Here is a 19,116-nt window from a genome sequence, read left to right as displayed (position 1 = left end):
ACTACCAGAAATAGCGAATACGGCGAACACGCGTCTCATGTTTCGGCACAACATTCGGTCGCGAAGCAACTACGCCATCCAGCGGTTATTTGGACGAGCCCAAAGTATTTTCGCCAACAAGGTATTTCCTTTCGCGTTTCGTTTGGGCAACCATTCACCAACCGTGACCCACGATTCGTGCGGCGAAACGTGAACGGTATGGAAGTTCCCCATTAACGCGACATCATCCGGGTTTCGCACACCATCTCCGACAAGAGGCAACGCGATGCGTTCCGTCTCGCGAAGCAGGACACGTTTTTCTGGATCGACCTGGCAAATGTATAGTGGCGACCGCCAACGCATGACGTTCTGATTCTCTTCCGCTTTCCGCGTATACACCAAGTAAAGTCCGTCACTGTGGGTCAACCAATGCTGCTGGGTTGTTGACATGGTTAGCGGTTTACCATTATCCCAACACCATGGCTGTTTGGCTTCCCAATGAAGCCCATTGTCGCTTACCGCAACATAACCGCGATCGTCTTCCGCTCGAATGGTCAGGAAGTACTTATCTTGAAACTGAGTTACCGAGGGCTCCAAGAGTCCTCGCTTAACGCGATTCTCGATCGCTGGTCCCACCTCTTTGACTTCCAGCGTTTCTCCATCAAAACCACATCGCACGCCAGCTACCATCCGATGACTTGCCTTCGGTCCAAACGTAAACGCCAACAGGATATCACCGTCCGGCAAGACAACACGCTGTCCACAGTTATTCGTATAGATAAACGCCCCGCGTGGATCGTTCCATGCCAGCTTCTTTCGATCGCTCCAAGTGCCATCGCTCTTCCTTACACAATAAGTCGGAAAGAGTGATAACTGGTCGTTGTGCGAAAACCGTGGCCCCCGGTAGTAAACACAATGCCCCAGGGCAAGGGTCGTATCGGTTTGCGGATGATACTGCGGAACGACATCGCATACGCCAGCCATCAAGCCTTCATGCCCCGCAACCGGTTTGCGGTCGAAACCTGGTATCAACTTCGGCTTAGTCCACGTTTCTCCTTTGTCGTCGGTCATCGTCCAGTGGACAGGACCAAAATAGTCAGAGCCGGCAATCTCTTGCATCGTCATCAATACTGATGGCTTCTCGTCCGGGCCAGGCACTAAACAAGCTCGAGGATGAAACCACGTCGTCGATTTGCCATCTCGATTTCGCCAAAGCGTTTGCGTTTCGATTTGCTTCAACAAATCGCTCGGCTGGGCGGCGGATAAGTGACAACTCGCCAAAAGCGAGCCTATCGTTCCAGCAAGAAAATGGCGGCGTGAGAGCGGAACATTCATTGGCATAAAAAGAAATCCATTCGCAACAGTCAGGCGGGCGTTCTCGCCCAGGATATCCCGTCAGACGGGGCAATTCCACTTGAAAAGAGTTTTGAAGCACCAAAAGATTCCACGTGACATCATCATCTCAACGCGATAAACTGGCGAAACCTACCCGGGCAAGTCGCTATCGAGATGCTTGCCTGCCTGATTCACGACAACCGCCTTTTCGCGAAGGAATATCTTCCATGTCGTTTTCTCAACCGCAATCGAGTTCGGTCTCCGGTGACGTTAGTCGCCGAAACTTCCTTCGTACTACCGGAGGCATTGCCGCTGGGGCAGGCCTCGTTCTTCCTGCCGCGGTTCATGCTGCCGACCCGCCTAAAAAAGTTCGCCTGGGCATTGCCGGAGGACGCTTTGGCTTAGGATTTCAATTTCATGAACATCCGATGTGCGAAGTCAACGCGGTCGCCGAGCTCCGTCCTGAACGACTCGACGCACTGAGCAAGACGTATCGCTGTTCGACGAAATACGAATCGCTGGAAGCGATGTTGGCCAACGCCAAAGACATTGATGCCGTGGCGATCTTCACCGAAGCCCCGAACCATGTCCCGCACTCGATTGCGGCATTGGAAGCTGGCAAACATGTTTTGTGCGCGGTGCCTGCGGCAATGAACTTGGAAGAGTGCGAGCAGTTAATCGACGCGGTCAAGCGAACCGGGCTCACCTTCATGATGGCTGAAACTAGTTACTGGCAGCAAAGCACGATCTCGGCTCGCAAGATGTACGAGGAAGGAAAATTCGGCCAGCTGATCTACTGCGAATCAGCCTATCAACATGACGGATTGGATTCGTTATTCATGGAAAACGGCAAACGGACATGGCGATATGGCTTTCCACCGATGCACTACCCAACGCACTGTACGGCCCACTTTGTCGGCGTTACCGGCGAGCGACTCACTGAGGTTGCCTGCCAAGGTTGGGGAGACGATGCCGAGTGCCTGAAAGATAACGCCTACAACAACCCCTTCTGGAATGGCTCGGCCAACTTTAAAAGCGAATCAGGACTTTCGTTCAACATGCGAGTCTGGTGGAAAGGGGCCCATCGCGGCGGGGAACGCGCCGAATGGGTAGGCGACCAAATGAGCTTCTATGGTCACGACCCTAACGGTATTGGCCCGATCGTTGTTCGCAGTGGCAATCAAACCGAGAAAGATGACGGCGGCTTCGTCCGTAACTTACCCAAGTACGAAAAGTATTCGGTCCCTGCCTGGTGGCAGACCGATATGCTTCCAGAACCGTTGCGGCACAACAGTGGTCACGAAGGATCGCATACTTTCATCACGCATGAATTCATCGACTCGTTGGCAAATAACCGTCGCCCGGCCGTCGATGTCTACGAGGCCGTTGCTTACACGGCCCCTGGGATCGTGGCTCATCAGTCCTCGCTCAAAGGTGGTGAACAGCTGAAAGTCCCTAACTTCGGCCGTGCATCCTAGCGATCAGCTTTGGTGAAGCGTGAGGGATGCGAGCGACTTCGTGGCGATTACAATGAAGGCCTCACCCACTCCATCCCTCAATGTTTGCTCATGCCATGAAGAAGATTGTTTTCGCGATGCTCGTTGCCGTTGTTTCTGCTACCGGCAATCAAACCTCCACCTCAGCTGCCGATCAAACGGAGCCGGTGAAGATTGTCTTGGCGGGCGATTCCACGGTGACTGACCGTTCTGGCTGGGGTGTCGGTTTCGCCAAGTCGCTTACCGACGATGCCGTCTGCATTAATCGAGCCATGGGAGGCCGTAGCAGCAAAAGCTTTCGGGACGAAGGACGCTGGAAACAAGTCCTCGAAGATAAGCCCGATTTCATTCTGATTCAGTTCGGGCACAACGACATGCCCGGCAAGGGCCCCGCCCGAGAAACCGATCCAAGGACGACCTATCGTGAAAACCTAGCACGTTACGTCGACGAAGCACGAGAGAACGGCACGCAACCGATTATCGTCACCTCGATATCACGACGTCTTTGGAATGAAGAGGAAACCAAGATCGAATCGATCCTCGGTGGATACGTGGAAGGTGCCAAAGCCGTCGCTGCCGACAAGAAGGTTCCGCTTATCGATCTGCATACGATCTCAATACAAATCTACGAAACCCTTGGCCCTGAAGGCTGCGAGAAGATGCGTCCCAAGTCTTCCGACGGGACGATTGACCGAACGCACTTCAATTCGGCCGGCAGTCAACTATTCGGACCGATTGTTGCTCGTGAGCTTGTGAAAGTGATGCCCAACTTGAAGCCCGTTTTCACAGACGATCTGCCCACCAATGAAGAAGCGATCGAGCGTTTTCAGCAATAACTATTCAAAAATGCAGCTGCCCCGAAAAAGGAGGCCGGACTTCAAGATGTCGGCCTCCTTCGTTGGAATCTGCACTTCCGTCGAGCTTACTTTTCTATCGTGAAGTCTTCGGTTCCCTTTTCCTTGGGCAAGTTCACTTCAATCATGTGATTGATGAATAGGGCCTTGCCGAGCGGATCGTGCTCGGTCACGTTCTTGGCGTCGTATCCGTCGATACGAACGACGTGCGGACCTCCCACGGTCCCTTTCCCAGCCGGCGTTTCATACTTGCCATCCTTGATCTCCGCGGTAACCATTGGCCCGGAGTTATCCTTCTTCCCGTCTGGTTCAAAGTAGATTTTCCCGGCTGGCAGCGGCGAACCTTTGTAGGTCACGCTTCCTGTTAACGGAAAGCGTTCTGGTCCATCGGTCGTCGGACCATTGCAACCGACCAATGCGGATGCAGAAAACAGCGTGAGGATTATCAGCGTACGCATCATGGCAATTCTCCTTTTCTAAAGCCCAACTACTAAATTAGAGATCACCAAAGCCGCCGATGGGGAAACCATCGCTACGCTTACTCAAATTCCGGTGGGTTGTGATATCGATGTTTTCACTAATGAAGTGCACCGAAGCATCGCCCATTGCCATGTGACAACCACCAGGATGCCAGCTGCCAACCGTACCAGGCATCTCGTCCCACATGTGAACGTTGTTGTTCAGCGGGCTGTCGCCCGTATTCGGCTGGAAGGTGCAAGCCACAATGTTCAACAGCAACGAGTCATCGTTATTGATACGCGCCGCCGAGGCCCAAGTCGCCGTTTCGCAGCAGAAGTTAGGCTGGAACAAGTACTTGCTTTCGCCAATCAAATAGACATTCGACGAACCGTCGGTGGCGCTGTGGAAACCGGTCTTCGAGTTGAGATACAACATCCCGTTGTTGTAGTTCAGACGCGAATTGTTCATGCGGCAGTTGTACGCCGAACCGTTGTTGTATGCCGGGAAGGTATCGCCCCCCATCACGCCCATATAGTTGTTCGTCAAACTATCCCCAGTCGCCAACGGATCGGAAGGGCAGTGAAACGCGTCCACCGAGGTTGTCTGCGGTGCAAAGTTGACGTTGTTCGAGCCACAGTTTGGATTCGTCCCCGTGAAATCGTCGTTGAAGCCCCAATACAGCGGCACTCGAAAATCGAACTGGTTGTACAGATTGCCTTGTTCGATGAACGGAAGAATCAATACGGTCCACGAAGCCATCCCGTCCTGGCACTGATCGCCATCGGGCGTGCAGTCGGTCGTCGAGCCACTGCGGCTCATATTGCCCGACGGAAAGACATTAAACGTGTCGTGATAGTTGTGCAGAGCTAAACCCAACTGCTTCATCTTATTACGGCAGCTGGTACGACGAGCCGCTTCTCGTGCTTGCTGTACAGCCGGCAGCAATAGGGCAATTAAGACTCCGATGATGGCAATCACCACCAATAACTCAACCAGGGTAAACCCGGTCCGCTTCGCTTGTGCGCTCATAGCGACGCTCCTTTGTGTAGCAGTAAAAATTAAAAAATATTACCGACGAACACAGACAAGCTACTTGCGCACTTTCCGACCACCAACGTCTTGTCGCCACGGCCAACCCATTTGACCGAAAAAGACAATTTCCAGATGACAAATTACAAACTTTGTGCGAAACGCATTTCAAAATCGTTAATGCTATCCCGAGACATCAAACGAAACCGCATCGAACAGGCATCGCACCATTCGCCCATAAAAAAACCGGAGTCGCAAAAGCCATGCTCGGCTTTCACTCTCCGGTTTCTTTCAAGGACCGGTACGCTGGCCCTGGCTTGGTTTGCCTTAAACGCCTGGCCCGGAAACGTTCATTTCCGTGTGCACTTCGCGGAAGTTGTCAGCGGCACGCTGGGTGATTTTCGTTTCTGCCAACTCGAGTGTTTCTAACGTAGGCTTGTTGTCGAGCATCTTGAACACAGCATTGGTCAAGTCGCCGTTGTAGTTCAAATGCAGTTCTTTAATTTGAGGCAGTGCCGCAAACTGCTCGACGTCCGAATCTTGAAGGTTCGCACTCTCGCACCAAACGACGACGATATGCCCTCCCTCGAGTTCAACCATTCCTCCTTTCGATTCGACGAACTCTTTCACCGGTGCCTCGGCCGCATCGACCGAAGCCATCGACTCGCAGCCACTTGAAAGCGTGACGACAAACATCGTCAGGCCCAGCAGCATGAGGGCCTGACTCGTGATTGATATCTTCAAACGCATAAAAATCATTCCTGTTAGGCTAAGCAGTTCTTAATCGAATTAAGGAATCGTGACAGGGCGACCATCGTTCCGCGAAACCAACAACTCCAGCACGGTATCTGGTGTATTGTCGGTATCGAATTGCACCGTTTCGGGGATGAACTGAACGCTGCCGTCGCAGAACAAGAACTGAACGCCGCCTGGATGAAGACTGCTGTACGACGAGCTTTCGTAAGCGTCGTTTCGTGCATAGTTCAGCGCACGTACCGTACCGCCGAGAACGGAGTACAGCGTTCGTGTCGAGATTGGGCTACCCCCTGTTACCAAGCGACCTTCTACGCCGTAGATATTCCCTGCGTAGTAGTTTGCTTTACCGGTTCCATTGGTGCGGTTCATGTTCCAGCATCGTTCGCCAATGGCAAACGTGTTGGACGTTCCGTCGGTGATATCCGAGAAGTTGCATTCGCTGTTTTCCCAGAAGATTCCGTCAGCGCCATAGTTACCCCCAGGAATCCCGTCGTCGCGGCAAGCCAAGTCGCTGGAGTTCGAACCGATGTAATTCGAGACGGCCGTTGCTTCATCGACGAGTTCGCGCTGATTGTTCAAGTCTGGCCCGGTGTCGGAGGGGCAACGGAACATGTCCAGCGGTGTTTGCATCACGGCAAGATCATTCGCGTTGGCGATCGCGGTGGCCACCGTTTGATTGGCAGGATCAAGGGCATCGTAAACGGTTTCCTGTTCCAAGAACGGCATCAGGAATGCGGCCCACCCCCATTGAGGATCGCCATCGGTGAAACCGGATCGAAACTCATAGCCTGTCGGAAAGTGACCGTATGTATCGTGATGATTGTGAAGGCCCAAACCCAACTGTTTCAGATTGTTGGTGCACTGCATCCGCCGGGCCGCCTCTCGTGCTTGCTGTACAGCCGGAAGTAGCAGAGCGATTAGAACACCAATGATGGCGATCACCACCAATAATTCGACCAAGGTAAAACCCGATCGCGCGAAGCGCATTCTCATAACACGATCTCCCAAGATGAAATAAGGAAAAGGAAAAGTGGAGCCCGAGCGCCTGCAGATAATCAACAGTCGCCGCGCACCTGCTGTTGGAACTACGCCGATTCCCTCAAGGCGACCGGGGGAGAATGACCGCGCAGAGATGGAAGGAGGACGTGAATTCGTTAGTGAAAAGGAATTGAAGAAAAGGATTTCGATACAACCGCGACACCGATTCGCTGGCTAAATCGGAATAACTCAAAACATACCAGAATTTCCTGGCATTGCGCATGCCTATTTCAATTTAATTGAACTTTTCTCTTGCGCAATATTATTTACGGCATACCATAAGGATTAACAGGCTAACTTTTGCGAAGCTCAAGCCACGGCTTACCGTAAACCATTATTCGACAATGCATTGCGCGATATCGTTCTCGCTACCGGGCAAGATGTCGCCCCAAACGCATCCATTGGCAATGCTAATGGCTAATGCCTAGCTGCATCTTCCAAGCTCTTCCCGTATTCAATATTTGCTGTCCGATATGCACCAACGCTGATTCGACCGTAACACAGACGCGTTTCACCTCTAAGAAAAAATCTCTTCCGTATAGTGTCGCGAGCCTTCCTGCTGGATCCGTTTCCAAGTCCATCCTTGAGATTCGGGAAATTCGCTTCGATAGGCACTTCGCAACGGAGCATCCTCGAAATGCCGCAAGTCATAGAAGGGACGCAACTGCCGAAAGACACGACTACGTTGTCGTTTGCTCGTGTCCAAGGAAAGATATCGCCACCCGCTGCAGATACGATATCGCATGGCATAAACGCAGAGGGAGTATTCGTTGGGACGAACAGGATGATGGTTAATCTGCAGGAAGACGCCTCCGTCGATGCGACATTCGGCCCATCGCACAACTTGATTTCCGTACCGCTCAGCTGCGTCGCCTTCCAAAGAGTGCTGGAAGAACTTCGGCTGCGGCCAACCGAGCACTTCGGCAAGTTCGCTCACATATCTCTCGTTCATCGATACCTACTCCAGCAAGCGATTTTGCGCAGATCGTCTGCAGCCACCTCTGCTGTCATAAAACTGTATCCCTGGCCGTTCTCTGCTATACTAGAGAGTCTATCCTGCCTAGATAATCCAGGGTGAATACTCCAAAGTCCGCCCTTGGAATATCCCTACCTGACCCCCAATTGCCTTAGCGTCCCGAAAAGGATTCCAGTTATGTCCAAGTATTCTCACAGTTCGCGCCGTCAGTTCCTTAAGGGAGTTGCCGCGGCGGGTGCTGCTACGGTCATTATTCCATCGGCCAATCGTGCGTTTGGTTTCCAGAACGCCAACGATCGCCCGACGTTCGCCACGATTGGTCTTCGCAACCAAGGCTGGACCATCACCAACAAGACCACTCCTTACGCCGACTTCGTCGCATTGGCCGACGTCGACTCGAAGGTGCTCGACGACAACGTCGCCAAAGTACAAAAGAAGCAAGGCAAAAAGCCAGACGCTTACAAGGACTATCGCAAGATCCTGGACCGTCAGGATATCGACGCCGTGATGATCGCCACGCCGGATCATTGGCACACCAAAGTTGCTGTCGAAGCAATGTATGCCGGCAAAGATGTCTACTGCGAAAAGCCGCTCACGCTGACGATCGCCGAAGGTAAGCTGATCGAAAAAGTCGTCAAGGAAACCGGTCGCGTTTTCCAAGTCGGCACCATGCAGCGTAGCGAATCAGGCAAGCGATTCCTGCAAGCGGTCGCCATGCTTCGCAACAACCGCATCGGTAAAGTGAAGTCGGTTAAGTGCGGCATCAATGGCATGACTCCATCTCCCGTCATTCCTGTGGCCGACGTCCCGGAAACGATTGACTGGGATCTGTGGCTCGGCCCAGCACCGAAAGTCGATTACCGTGCGTTGCCACAAATGCGCGAAGGTTACGGCGGCGGCGTTCCGCTTTACAGCAACTGCCATTACTCGTTCCGTAACTGGCACGAATACTCCGGCGGTAAACTGACCGACTGGGGTGCTCACCATGTCGATATCGCTTGCTGGGCATTGGGTGCCACCGATACCGGTCCAAGCAAAGTCAAGCCACTCGACTTTGAACTGGCTTGCGAATACAAGGATGGCGAACCAGTCGTGCACGATCGCTACAACGTCGCCACCAAGTTCAACATCCAAGTCGATATGCCAAACGATGTCGAAATGATCATCACCAGCGAAGGGGACAACGGTATTCTCTTCGAAGGCACCGAAGGTCGTTTCTTCGTCAACCGCGGCAAAATCGTCGGTGCTCCAATCGAAGCCCTGGAAAGCAACCCGCTTCCCGAAGGTGCGATCGAAGAGGTTTACGGCGGTCCTGTTCCTGCCAACCACAGCGTGAACTTCATCGAGTGCATGGATTCTCGCAAGCAGCCGATCTCGGACGTGTGGAGCCACAACCGCATGCTCGAAATCTGCCACCTCTCGAACATCGCCATGCGACTCGGTCGAGAAGTCAACTGGGATCCAGCCAAACGAGAAATTATCGGCGACGACCAAGCCAACTCGTTCCTCTCCCGCGAAAGCCGCAAAGGCTACGAGATCCAAATGGGCTAGTCCCCAGCGATCGTTCAACGTCAAACCATCTACGCCGCCAGCAACCGCTGGCGGCTTTTTTTAGGGCAGATTGAAGGCAATCAATTCACCCTTTCACGGTCATCAATGGTTTCAGCTCCACGACCGGTCGAGCCATGCCAGATTCCTGGATCGTTTCAATGACCGGGCCAATTCCCTTGTACGCAAACGGAGCTTCCTGTCTTAAATCGGCCAGCTTCTTCTGCACGATATCGCTTCGCTGACGAATCTCTTGACGACGGAAGTCGACCGGAGTGACGACGCGAAACTCGTCCAAAAACCGTTCGAACTCGCGGTCGAATCCTTTCATCGATGCTCCTCGCGAAATCGCTCGACCAGCTCCATGTGCAGCACTCTGAATGCTGCCGGCGAAGCCATTTCCGGCAAGCACATAGCTGCTCGCTCCCATCGATCCTGGTACCAAGACCGGCTCGCCATAATAAGCAAACGGCGTTTCAGACATCGCTTCATAGCCCCGTGCCGGACAAGCCCCTTTTCGGTGGACGTATGTCTCGCGACCATCACGCGACTCTTTCCAAATCATGTTGTGCGGTGCGTCGTACAGCAAATCGAAACGCGTCTCGCCCAAGCACTTTTCCAGGCTTGCCCACGCCATCAATCCTAGAAACCTTCGATTGGCGTAGGCAAAGTTGGCTGCATTGTGCATCGCATTCCAAAACGCCGACTCCGCTTTCTGATCGCATGCTCCTAGCGGAAGCAGAAAGATCCCATTCTCAGGCTGAACGACGCCGGCAGGATGTCGCTGACGAACTTGATCGCGATAGAAACTTCCGCTCGCATAGCCGATAGAAACGCTTCCGGTATGAACCATCACGGTTACCATTCCCGGCTCCAGCCCCCAGGCATGGGCAATCTGGCCATCAAGGATTCGCTCGACCTTTTGAAACTCGACAAAGTGATTGCCACCTCCGATCGAACCAATCTGGCTGTCTCGATGCAGTCGGCTTCGCTCTCCTCGAAAGTCGTCCAGCCCATGGATCTTGTTCGCTGAAAGATGACCGCGTCGATCGATTCTCGACAACGTCTCTTCACGATCGGTTCGATGAAAGTAGCTCCACAGACCTTCGTCGAACGATCGGTCGACCGACGCGAACAAACCCTCGATACCCGAGAGCAATAGCGACTCCCGATGCTCCCAAGCCATCGGAATTCGTCGGCCGGCCTCGAAGAACATCGATCGACACGCACTCTCCAACTGATCGGCAGACGATTGAACCATCTCGGCATCGAGGCTTGTCCGATGCAGCCGCATGCCGCAATTGATGTCGTTGCCGATGGCCTGGGGAACGATAAAACCTGTCGTTTCCAGAATGGTGCCGACAGGAATTCCGCGTGCCTTATGAAAATCAGGCGTTACTGCGATGCGTTCAATTCGGGGTTCTTCACGAAATTGAGCGGGGCAGGCCTGATAAACCGACTCAAGCGTCTCTTGCAGCTGCAACATCGACAGCAGTTCACGCACCGCGACTGCTTCAATGGGAACTTGCTGGTTGGCAAAGATTGTGACATCCAGGCCATACGGATTGGCAAGTTCCAACCGATTCGCGTCGATTCGTTTCAGTTCATTCAAAGACATGCATCCCCTAGGCTCCTCAATAGAAAGTTGGCAGTGAGACACGCACGTCCTGCCCAGGTTCGCCTCGCTTGGGAATCTACTTCCCCTTATCCTTCCACCAGGCCGACCACTTCTCGTTTAGCTGTTGAACAACCTCAGGCTTCTCATCAGCCAGGTCGTTTAGCTCGGTAGGGTCTTCTTCCAAGTTGTAGAGTTCCCAGTCGCCTTTGCCATATTTGACCAACTTCCATTGCTGGTCGCGAATCGCCTGGGCTTTGCCGAATTGCCAGAATAATGGCCAGGGGCGGTCAACCGATTTTCCTTCGAGGGTCGGCACCAACGAATGGCCTGGCAACTCGTCGGTCACTTCCGCACCAGCCAATTGCAACATCGTCGGCATGAAGTCGATCAAGTGGCCTGGCTGCTGGGTGAAAGTCCCCGCTTCGATCTTCTTGGGCCACCACGCGATCATCGGAGTTCGCGTGCCCCCTTCATAGTCGGTCGTTTTGTACTTGCGATAAGGCGTGTTCGAGGCGTTCGCCCACGTCCGCCCCTGCGTCAGATAACTGGTCACTTCCCATGGCATCGCTCCTTTTACCGTCGAGCGGTCGGCGGAGTCCTCGCAGGCCCCGTTGTCTGACAAAAAGAAAATCACCGTGTTGTCCGCTTTGCCGATCGCTTCCAGCTTTTCCAGAATGCGTCCGATGTTGCGGTCCATCCGATCGATCATCGCGGCATAGGTCGCCATACGAAGATCCCACCAATCACGATCTTTTTGGGCAATCGAATCCCAAGATGGTAAGTCGGGATCACGTGGTGAAAGCGTGGCATTGGCCGGCAGCACGCCCAACTTCTGCTGCCGGGAAAAACGCTCTTCCCGCAGCTGATCCCAGCCAACCGTTTTATATTTGCCGCGATACTTGGCCACGTCTTCTTCGCTGGCATGCAGCGGATAGTGAGGCGCCGTATAGGCAACATACAGCAGAAACGGTTCGGTTTCGTCCTTGTAGGTTTCCAGATATTCGACGGCATGATCGGTAAACGCATCGGTTGTGTAGAAGTCCTTCGTGTCCGGCGTGAACGGCTTGAACTCTTGATCGTCGATCGCCCAGCGGCGGACTCGCTTCTTGGCCGGCTCCGGTTCGTCAGGCCGCGCATGCCCAGGGTTCCAGAAGTTGCAGCAGCCATCGGTCAAACCGTAGTAACGATCGAACCCACGCTGGTAAGGCGTTTGCCCAGCGTGCCACTTGCCAACCATCAATGTGCGATAGCCTGCGTCGCGCATCCGTTCGCCAAACGTAGGAGCCTTGTAAACGACACTCGGCGAAGCCCCTACGTGGTGCCACCATCGCCCAGTCAGCAGCGATGCCCGCGTATGTTCGCACTTGGCGTTGTTATAGAACGTGCGAAACCGCATTCCACTTTCGGCCAGCTTGTCGAGATTCGGCGTGTCGATTTCGCCTCCGTAGCAGCCGATATCCGAAAAGCCCATGTCGTCGCACATGATCAGCACAATATTCGGCCGCGACTCTTCCGCCGAAAGCGACACGCTCGGGCAAAGGCTTCCCAGAACGACAATCAAACCAACTAGCAGCGCGTTACGCATGAGGGAACTTTCCTTTTGGAGGCGGGGCGAACATTCAGGCAGGGAAGCGAGCAGGGGAGGGGGGGCACTTACGAACCGCCGCGATTCGGTTCGATGATCTCTTTTTCAAGATAATCGGCCACTTGCACGACAGCCACTGGGAAGTGGTTCATACAGAAGACTTCCTTCTCGACATGGCCAGACACAACGGTGATCGCGATTTGCGTTCCCTGCGGAGGGTCAGCATGGTACTCGTTATCTAACGCCATAAACTTTGACTGATTCAGTTTCGCGCAGATCTTTTCCAGTTGATTGGACGAGACCTGAAACTGGGTAGTCTTCTGCACCGTCCGTTCGCCGGAACTGTCCCAGTACTGAAACTCGGCCGAACCATCGGCGTGTACTTTCAAGATATCGAACCCATCGGTTCCGCTGCCGAACGCATATTCGACCAGAAACTCAGGGCTCGGCTGGACCGTCGCTTCATCCAGCACGTCCCTTGCCGGCACCACATTTTTGGTGGGATGCGAAACGACTGTATGCGGGCCGATGGTCACTTCCTGATTGCCACCCAGCGGCGAAGTCAACCAACCAAAAGCCAACGCCGACGCAGCCCCCACAACCACCAAGCCCACCAAACCAATCACGACAGGCTTCGACTTCATGGCATCTCCCCCTTCACGCGCAAACCAGAAACAAACGACAAGTTCTCGCTCCGCGTCAAGATACGGCATCCCACCCATCGCCGCAACGATTTCCTATCGCCGGACCGTTTACTTCACCATCTCGGGGATCAAATGCTGCGGTGTGAGTCGTTTGACGATCTCTTTGAAGATTAGCGTCGCGTAGGCAATATCCGGCGAGGCCTTGGGGCCCAGCGTGTTCGCGACGATCACCGTCAGGTCTTCCTCCGGTAGGTTGGCAAACAGCACCGTGTAGCCACCGAAGCGTGGGTTCTGTACGAGCCAGTCATCCATCACACCGATGCCCATCGCGTAGTATAGGTTCTCTTGATTGATCCCCAGCCCTACGGTCGTCGGTGCGGTCATTTCAGCACGGGTCTCCTTCTTCAGCAGCTTGCCGGCTCCGATTGCGGCGGCCAGCGTGCCCATGTCACCCAGCGTTGAGGTCATCAAGCCAGAGTGCGACGTCCAGGACGGATTCCAGAATGTCGACTCTTCGTACTTGCCACGTTCGGTAGTGAATGCATGCAGCACCGGTCGAGGGATCTGCGGAGTATCGCAATAAACCGTTTGCTTCAGCCCCAGTGGCCGAGTGATGTTTTCCTCAATCAACTTCGCCATCGGCTTATCGGCAATCTTTTCGAGAATCTCGCCCAGAATCACGAAGTTGGTATGCGAATAGTTCCACCCTTTGCCAGGCGCATAATGAGACGGCGTTTGCATGGCGATGTCGATCAGCTCTTGCGGCGTCCATTGCCGGAACGGGTTCTTTTCAAACGCATCTTCAAACGTCGCCATCGGAACGTAATCGGGATAACCAGCCGTGCAGTTCGCCAACATCCGCAACGTCACCTGATCGGCATGAGGCAGCTTCGGATACCACTGAGCAATCGGCGTGTCGAGCGTTACCAGGCCGCGATCGACCATCTGCAACAAAACCACGCAGACGCATGTTAGCGTCACACCGCCGACGCGCAAATGCATATCGGTGGTGGCTGGCACCGACGTCATCGATTCGCCGATCGCCGTTTTCAGGACTTGCTGCTTGCCGCGCCATACGCCGCACAGCAACGCCTTCAAGTCATGTTTTTGAAACTCGCCGTCAAGCAACTCTTTCAGTCCGGCCGCCTCGTCTTGCTGGTCGCCCCAAGCCAAACCACCCCAGGCCAACGCTCCCGCGGTTCCCATCCACTCGCGACGCGAAAGTTGCCAACTCATCGTTTTCTACCTTTGAAAGAAGCCACGCCCCAAGACCACTCGCCAAGTCTACCCCTTCCACGAAATAAGCACGGTGCAGACCAACGCCTGCCGCGATTCAAGTTCAATTCCAAGAACGGTTATCCCGTTTGTAACGTGACTATCGATCACGCTTTGTCGATCGCGTACGTCTAAAAAGCGCAATCACATCACAGACAACGCGACGCATTTTCAAACTCAGAATCTTAATCCAACCGCAAATGCAAATGTTTGCGGCGTGTCAAGCAGCGGCGTAGACTTAAAGTTGCCAGCTGCATTTCCGAGACACTCTCGTCTTTTAACAACCCAGGAAATCGGGGGAAACAACATGAGATCACTTCTGCAGATCTTCAGCTCGTTTGTATTAATAGCGTTTCTTACACCTAGCATTTCTGCGGCAGAGAAGCCGAATATCTTGATCATCTTCGGAGATGACGTCGGCTACTGGAACATTAGCTCTTTCAATGATGGGCTCATGGGTTACGAAACGCCTAACATCGATCGACTAGCGAAAGAAGGCGCCAAGTTTACTTGCTACTATGCTCAGCAAAGCTGTACCGCCGGACGGTCCGCTTTCATCACCGGGCAGATGCCGTTCCGCACGGGGCTGTCGAAAGTGGGCCTTCCAGGGGCCGACTTAGGCCTTCAGCCTGAAGATCCGACCATTGCCGAACTACTCAAACCGCTTGGCTACATGACCGGTCAATTCGGTAAGAACCACCTCGGCGATAAGGACGAGTTCCTACCGACGAACCACGGCTTCGACGAATTCTACGGTAACCTCTACCATCTCAATGCGGAGGAAGAGCCAGAGAACGCAGACTATCCGAAGTCACCTGAGTTCCGTAAGAAATATGGCCCCCGTGGCGTAATTCACAGCACCTCGGACGGAAAGATTCAAGACACCGGACCGCTCACCAAGAAACGAATGGAAACCATCGATGAAGAAGTTCTCGGCAAAGCGAAGGACTTCCTCGATCGCGCGACCAAGGCCGACAAACCATTTTTCTGTTGGTTCAACACGACGCGCATGCACAACTTTACGCACGTTGGCGAAAAGTTTGCTGGCAAGACAGGTCTCGGCTTCTACGCCGACGGGATGGTGGAACACGACGCGATCGTTGGACAGCTGCTCGACTACGTGGACGAACTTGGAATCGCCGAGAACACGATCGTCGTGTACACGACCGACAACGGCCCGATGGTTTGCCTTTTCCCGGATGCCGGGTCAACGCCATTCCGCGGTGAAAAGAATACGAACTGGGACGGTGGCTGGCGCGTGCCGGCGTTGATCCGTTGGCCTGGCACGGTCGAACCCGGCAGTAAGTTCACCGATCTCGTCGCTGGGGAAGATTGGATGCCAACGCTGCTAACCGCGGCAGGCGAACCCGATATCAAGAAGAAGCTGCTCGAAGGCCATAAAGCTGGCGACAAGACCTACAAAGTCCACCTCGATGGCTTCGACCAATCAGACTACTTCGCCGGCAAGACAGATAAAAGTGCACGCCCAGGATTCATGTATTTCAGCGACGACGGCGACCTACTGGCTGTCCGCGACAAGCGAATCAAAGCCCACTTCATGATCCAGGAAGCGACCGGCATCGATGTCTGGCGACATCCGTTCACCACACTACGTGCTCCTATCTTCTTCGATCTTAAGATCGATCCAGGCGAACGCGGTGACGAAGGGATGAACTACAACGACTGGTGGTACCGCCGCGCCTACGTTCTCGTCCCTGTTCAACAGGAAGTTGCCCGCGTGATGGAAACCTTCAAGGAATTTCCGCCTCGCCAGAAGCCTTCCACATTCACCGTTGGCGAAGCCTTGGAAGCCCTCAGTACACCGGCTGCTCCTGGCAAATAACCCCAGGACACCACTCAATAATTCTTCAAGGGACGCGAAGCTGTAAAGCCGCGTCCCTTGTTACGCTCGGCATCCGGCACCTATCGGTGAAGTTTCTGCAAGCGGTTCATGAACGCATCGAATGATGGAGCTACCGGAATGAACATGGCCCGACCAAGTTCAAAGAGGCATTCGTCTGAAAGCTCAGCAGGGTCGTTCATTATCTTGTTTAAGCTCACTTCGCCGTAGACCTCGAACCTCTTGATTTGCTTTTCGGCGACGCCATGTTTCTCCAGCACGGCTCGCATCGCTCGGCCATAGTAACACTCGCCGGAGATCTCTTGCGAACGCTTTTGACCAAAGATGGAATAGAGGTGCTGATCGTAATAGAAATAGACGATGCCATAGTCTCTTGGATCGACCGACATCGCAAACAGGCTGCCGGAGTCGCGGTGCTCGTAGGCAAACGACATCATCTTGTCTGGCAGAACATCAAAGTTTTCTTTGGAATTCTCGTTGGAGGCGAACAACTCCGGCCAATCATCGTGCAGCGGAACCTGCCCTTCGAAACGAGGCAGCCAAATGCCAAAAATGCCTGCCACGGGCACTTCTTCCAAAAAAGGAACGTCTATCGAGATGCCAACTTCGGCATCCGATTCCGTAGCAGTAAGCCGGCACCCGTTATGCTTTAACAAGAATTCCTTGAAGTCGCTCGGCATTGTGGGGTAGCCGAAACGTTCGTTAAGCACCTCTTCAATTCTCGTTAGTACCTCCTCGTCCAAACGAGGAAACTGATCTTCAACGACAATCCCTTCCGGCATGATGTTTACCTATTAAAAACTAAAACCTGTTCAGTGCGTGGCAGAACAGAGGGCTGACGGCAACGCGAACCAACACGTCTTAGCGAAATACGTTCTAATAGACATTAATGTAGATGGCGGAAGGCCTGATTGCACATCGGTTTTCGCTACCGCGCGTTTGGGGTGGCGATAAACGTCTCGCAGCAATGTTGCCGCGAAACGAGCCCCACGAGTTTTTTAGATCGCAATGGTTGATTGATGACGGAAGATCCCCAACAGATTTGGACTGACTACTACGCCCGAATTCGGCAGCGCCGGATTGCCCAAGCGAAGGCTCTGCACGAACAGATGTCGGCTGACGGCGTCACCGACGAAACGCTTCTCACGATCGACTTCCTTCATTTCGGCAATGATGAAGCCGATGTCGAGGATCTCGCGGAGCAGTTGTCCGAGAACTACACCATGACGGTCATCGAACGACCAGAGAAGGATTACTGGAACGCGGAAGGAACCATCTACCCTTGCGCGGTCGATGGCATCAGCCCCGAACGCGGCATCGCCTGGGTCGAATTCATGTGCGACGTAGCCGAATCGTACGCCTGCGTTTTCTCGACCTGGAAGTTCACCGACGCCGAACGACAAATTTCATGGACCAGCGAAACTTTCGATATCGAAGAATGATAACGAGACGTAGGGTGCGTCGAGGACAAATAATGCTTTACTAACGATTCGACCAAAAACGCCTGATTAGAATACAAATGAACACACCTAGTGTATTAAATTAAGCACCCGTAATCTTTTCATCCATGTTTAAATAATTCAGGTTGTACGACTATCAATCGATCAAATATCTAAACCACGAAAGCCTCTACAGTGGAAACTCAGCAACTACCTACTTGTCCCAAGTTGCTATCCGACGACCTACTCAGCCCACTTAAGAAATTTGCAGGTGCATGGGCTAGTTCTACACTACGTCCAACGCCAGATGCCACGTTCGAGACATTATGGGAACAGCTAATTCTAAGTTGGATTGCCGACTCCAATCTTCCCTTGTTCATCCGCAAAGCATCCGTTGGCCGCGGACAAGTTGTTGTTCATACGTCAGGTCGCAAATTGATTCCTGTTGACAACAGCCCTGCACAATGGGTGTATTCTCTTGCGTTGCAGGGTAAATGTCCGACGATCAATGAGATTCAGGAATTAATCAATGCCGACCGAATCCCTGTGGCAATGATCCTCAAATCAATAGAGCGCAACCGCGCCACGTATCGCTACTCTCTTAGCAGGACAGAAAACCTGAATCGAGTCGGTTGGAAATTAGCGCATATTGAGCCGATTGGCCTCAAAAAGCAGTGTGATCTAAGAGAAATTAAAATCTCGATACTCAAGGAACATTTCATGCGTTTCATGCATCCAAAAAACATGTTCTTAGTACCAAAATCCTGGGCAGGCTTGGGCGAGATCCCCGAAATGATAGACGCGATTCGAGCCTTCCGAAATAGAACCAATACGCTATAACTTTGCTCCTTGGAAACGAAGATTGAAAATCTATTGGTTGCTCGTTCCCTGAAAACACACAAGAGAAAGTCTTCCGCCGTGCCTAAACTCACTATTCAAGTACGAACTCGTGACAATTTACTTGAGCTACTTTCCAAGGGTGAATCTCCGGCTTGGGTTATCGCTGCAGACAAAGAGCGTGATCTTACTAACGTTCAAGTTGTGAACTGGGATGGCACTCAAATGATCAATGCGATCTTTGATCCAGCAAGTGAACGCCGCGAAGATGGCCGCCTTATCCTTCGCTTTTTTGATGCGAGCATAATCAACTGCGATGTTGATTTCGACCAAAACCCTGTCAAATACGTCTACGGATAAAACCTCGGTTTCGCTGTCCTGACGATT

General features: G+C 53.1%; 18 protein-coding genes. 7 read left to right on the top strand and 11 right to left on the bottom strand.

The genetic code is table 11. From position 1 onward, the window contains the following. Positions 1-69: 69 nt before the first annotated feature. A complete protein-coding gene (locus tag LA756_RS20205) occupies positions 70-1,320 on the bottom strand; it encodes a sialidase family protein (protein ID WP_224436539.1) in 1,251 nt (416 codons plus the stop codon). A 221-nt stretch (positions 1,321-1,541) separates the two neighbouring features. On the opposite strand from LA756_RS20205, the gene LA756_RS20200 reads away from it, so the two are divergent. Further along, positions 1,542-2,792, top strand: a complete 1,251-nt coding sequence (locus tag LA756_RS20200; RefSeq protein ID WP_224436538.1) for a Gfo/Idh/MocA family oxidoreductase — start codon at positions 1,542-1,544, stop codon at positions 2,790-2,792. Between the two features lie 95 nt (positions 2,793-2,887). Continuing rightward, positions 2,888-3,646, top strand: a complete 759-nt coding sequence (locus LA756_RS20195; RefSeq protein WP_224436537.1) for a rhamnogalacturonan acetylesterase — start codon at positions 2,888-2,890, stop codon at positions 3,644-3,646. A gap of 86 nt (positions 3,647-3,732) precedes the next feature. Here the strand turns inward: LA756_RS20195 and LA756_RS20190 are convergent, their stop codons facing one another. The 5 genes from LA756_RS20190 to LA756_RS20170 all read right to left on the bottom strand — a co-directional run bounded on the left by LA756_RS20190 (position 3,733) and on the right by LA756_RS20170 (position 7,898). Beyond that, positions 3,733-4,125, bottom strand: a complete 393-nt coding sequence (locus LA756_RS20190; RefSeq protein WP_224436536.1) for a hypothetical protein — start codon at positions 4,123-4,125, stop codon at positions 3,733-3,735. Positions 4,126-4,159: 34 nt separating this feature from the next. Continuing rightward, the gene (locus LA756_RS20185; protein ID WP_224436535.1) at positions 4,160-5,152 is read right to left on the bottom strand and encodes a DUF1559 domain-containing protein; all 993 of its coding nucleotides are present in this window, start codon (positions 5,150-5,152) and stop codon (positions 4,160-4,162) included. Positions 5,153-5,479: 327 nt separating this feature from the next. Then, the gene (locus LA756_RS20180) at positions 5,480-5,902 is read right to left on the bottom strand and encodes a hypothetical protein (protein WP_224436534.1); all 423 of its coding nucleotides are present in this window, start codon (positions 5,900-5,902) and stop codon (positions 5,480-5,482) included. A gap of 39 nt (positions 5,903-5,941) precedes the next feature. After that, entirely contained in the window at positions 5,942-6,901 is a 960-nt protein-coding gene (locus LA756_RS20175; RefSeq protein ID WP_224436533.1) for a DUF1559 domain-containing protein, read from the bottom strand. A gap of 562 nt (positions 6,902-7,463) precedes the next feature. Further along, positions 7,464-7,898, bottom strand: a complete 435-nt coding sequence (locus LA756_RS20170; RefSeq protein WP_224436532.1) for a hypothetical protein — start codon at positions 7,896-7,898, stop codon at positions 7,464-7,466. A gap of 201 nt (positions 7,899-8,099) precedes the next feature. Here LA756_RS20170 and LA756_RS20165 point away from each other — a divergent pair, with 201 nt between their 5' ends. Further along, entirely contained in the window at positions 8,100-9,473 is a 1,374-nt protein-coding gene (locus tag LA756_RS20165) for a Gfo/Idh/MocA family protein (RefSeq protein ID WP_224436531.1), read from the top strand. A gap of 85 nt (positions 9,474-9,558) precedes the next feature. Here the strand turns inward: LA756_RS20165 and LA756_RS20160 are convergent, their stop codons facing one another. The 4 genes from LA756_RS20160 to LA756_RS20145 form a co-directional block, all read right to left on the bottom strand. Continuing rightward, positions 9,559-11,088, bottom strand: coding sequence for an RtcB family protein (locus LA756_RS20160; protein WP_224436530.1), 1,530 nt, complete (start codon positions 11,086-11,088; stop codon positions 9,559-9,561). A 76-nt stretch (positions 11,089-11,164) separates the two neighbouring features. After that, positions 11,165-12,673, bottom strand: coding sequence for an arylsulfatase (locus tag LA756_RS20155; protein ID WP_224436529.1), 1,509 nt, complete (start codon positions 12,671-12,673; stop codon positions 11,165-11,167). 68 nt (positions 12,674-12,741) lie between these two features. Then, positions 12,742-13,386 carry a hypothetical protein gene (locus LA756_RS20150; protein ID WP_224436528.1) on the bottom strand — a complete coding sequence of 215 codons (645 nt, stop codon included), beginning with the start codon at positions 13,384-13,386 and terminating at the stop codon, positions 12,742-12,744. 39 nt (positions 13,387-13,425) lie between these two features. Beyond that, positions 13,426-14,553, bottom strand: coding sequence for a serine hydrolase (locus LA756_RS20145; protein ID WP_224436527.1), 1,128 nt, complete (start codon positions 14,551-14,553; stop codon positions 13,426-13,428). Positions 14,554-14,899: 346 nt separating this feature from the next. Here LA756_RS20145 and LA756_RS20140 point away from each other — a divergent pair, with 346 nt between their 5' ends. Beyond that, positions 14,900-16,435 carry an arylsulfatase gene (locus LA756_RS20140; protein WP_224436526.1) on the top strand — a complete coding sequence of 512 codons (1,536 nt, stop codon included), beginning with the start codon at positions 14,900-14,902 and terminating at the stop codon, positions 16,433-16,435. Positions 16,436-16,515: 80 nt separating this feature from the next. Here LA756_RS20140 and LA756_RS20135 read toward each other — a convergent pair whose 3' ends face one another. Then, complete coding sequence (locus LA756_RS20135) at positions 16,516-17,235, bottom strand: SMI1/KNR4 family protein (RefSeq protein ID WP_224436525.1); 720 nt, start codon at positions 17,233-17,235, stop codon at positions 16,516-16,518. 237 nt (positions 17,236-17,472) lie between these two features. On the opposite strand from LA756_RS20135, the gene LA756_RS20130 reads away from it, so the two are divergent. From LA756_RS20130 to LA756_RS20120, 3 genes are all read left to right on the top strand, one after another. Continuing rightward, positions 17,473-17,895, top strand: a complete 423-nt coding sequence (locus tag LA756_RS20130) for a hypothetical protein (protein ID WP_224436524.1) — start codon at positions 17,473-17,475, stop codon at positions 17,893-17,895. A 192-nt stretch (positions 17,896-18,087) separates the two neighbouring features. Beyond that, positions 18,088-18,732, top strand: coding sequence for a hypothetical protein (locus tag LA756_RS20125; protein ID WP_224436523.1), 645 nt, complete (start codon positions 18,088-18,090; stop codon positions 18,730-18,732). A gap of 9 nt (positions 18,733-18,741) precedes the next feature. Then, complete coding sequence (locus tag LA756_RS20120) at positions 18,742-19,089, top strand: hypothetical protein (protein WP_224436522.1); 348 nt, start codon at positions 18,742-18,744, stop codon at positions 19,087-19,089. Positions 19,090-19,116: the final 27 nt, after the last annotated feature.

The organism is Bremerella sp. TYQ1 (assembly GCF_020150455.1).
Taxonomy (GTDB): domain Bacteria; phylum Planctomycetota; class Planctomycetia; order Pirellulales; family Pirellulaceae; genus Bremerella; species Bremerella volcania_A.
The sequence above is the reverse complement of the archived record's forward strand: the minus strand, read 5'-3'. Positions and strand labels throughout refer to the sequence as shown.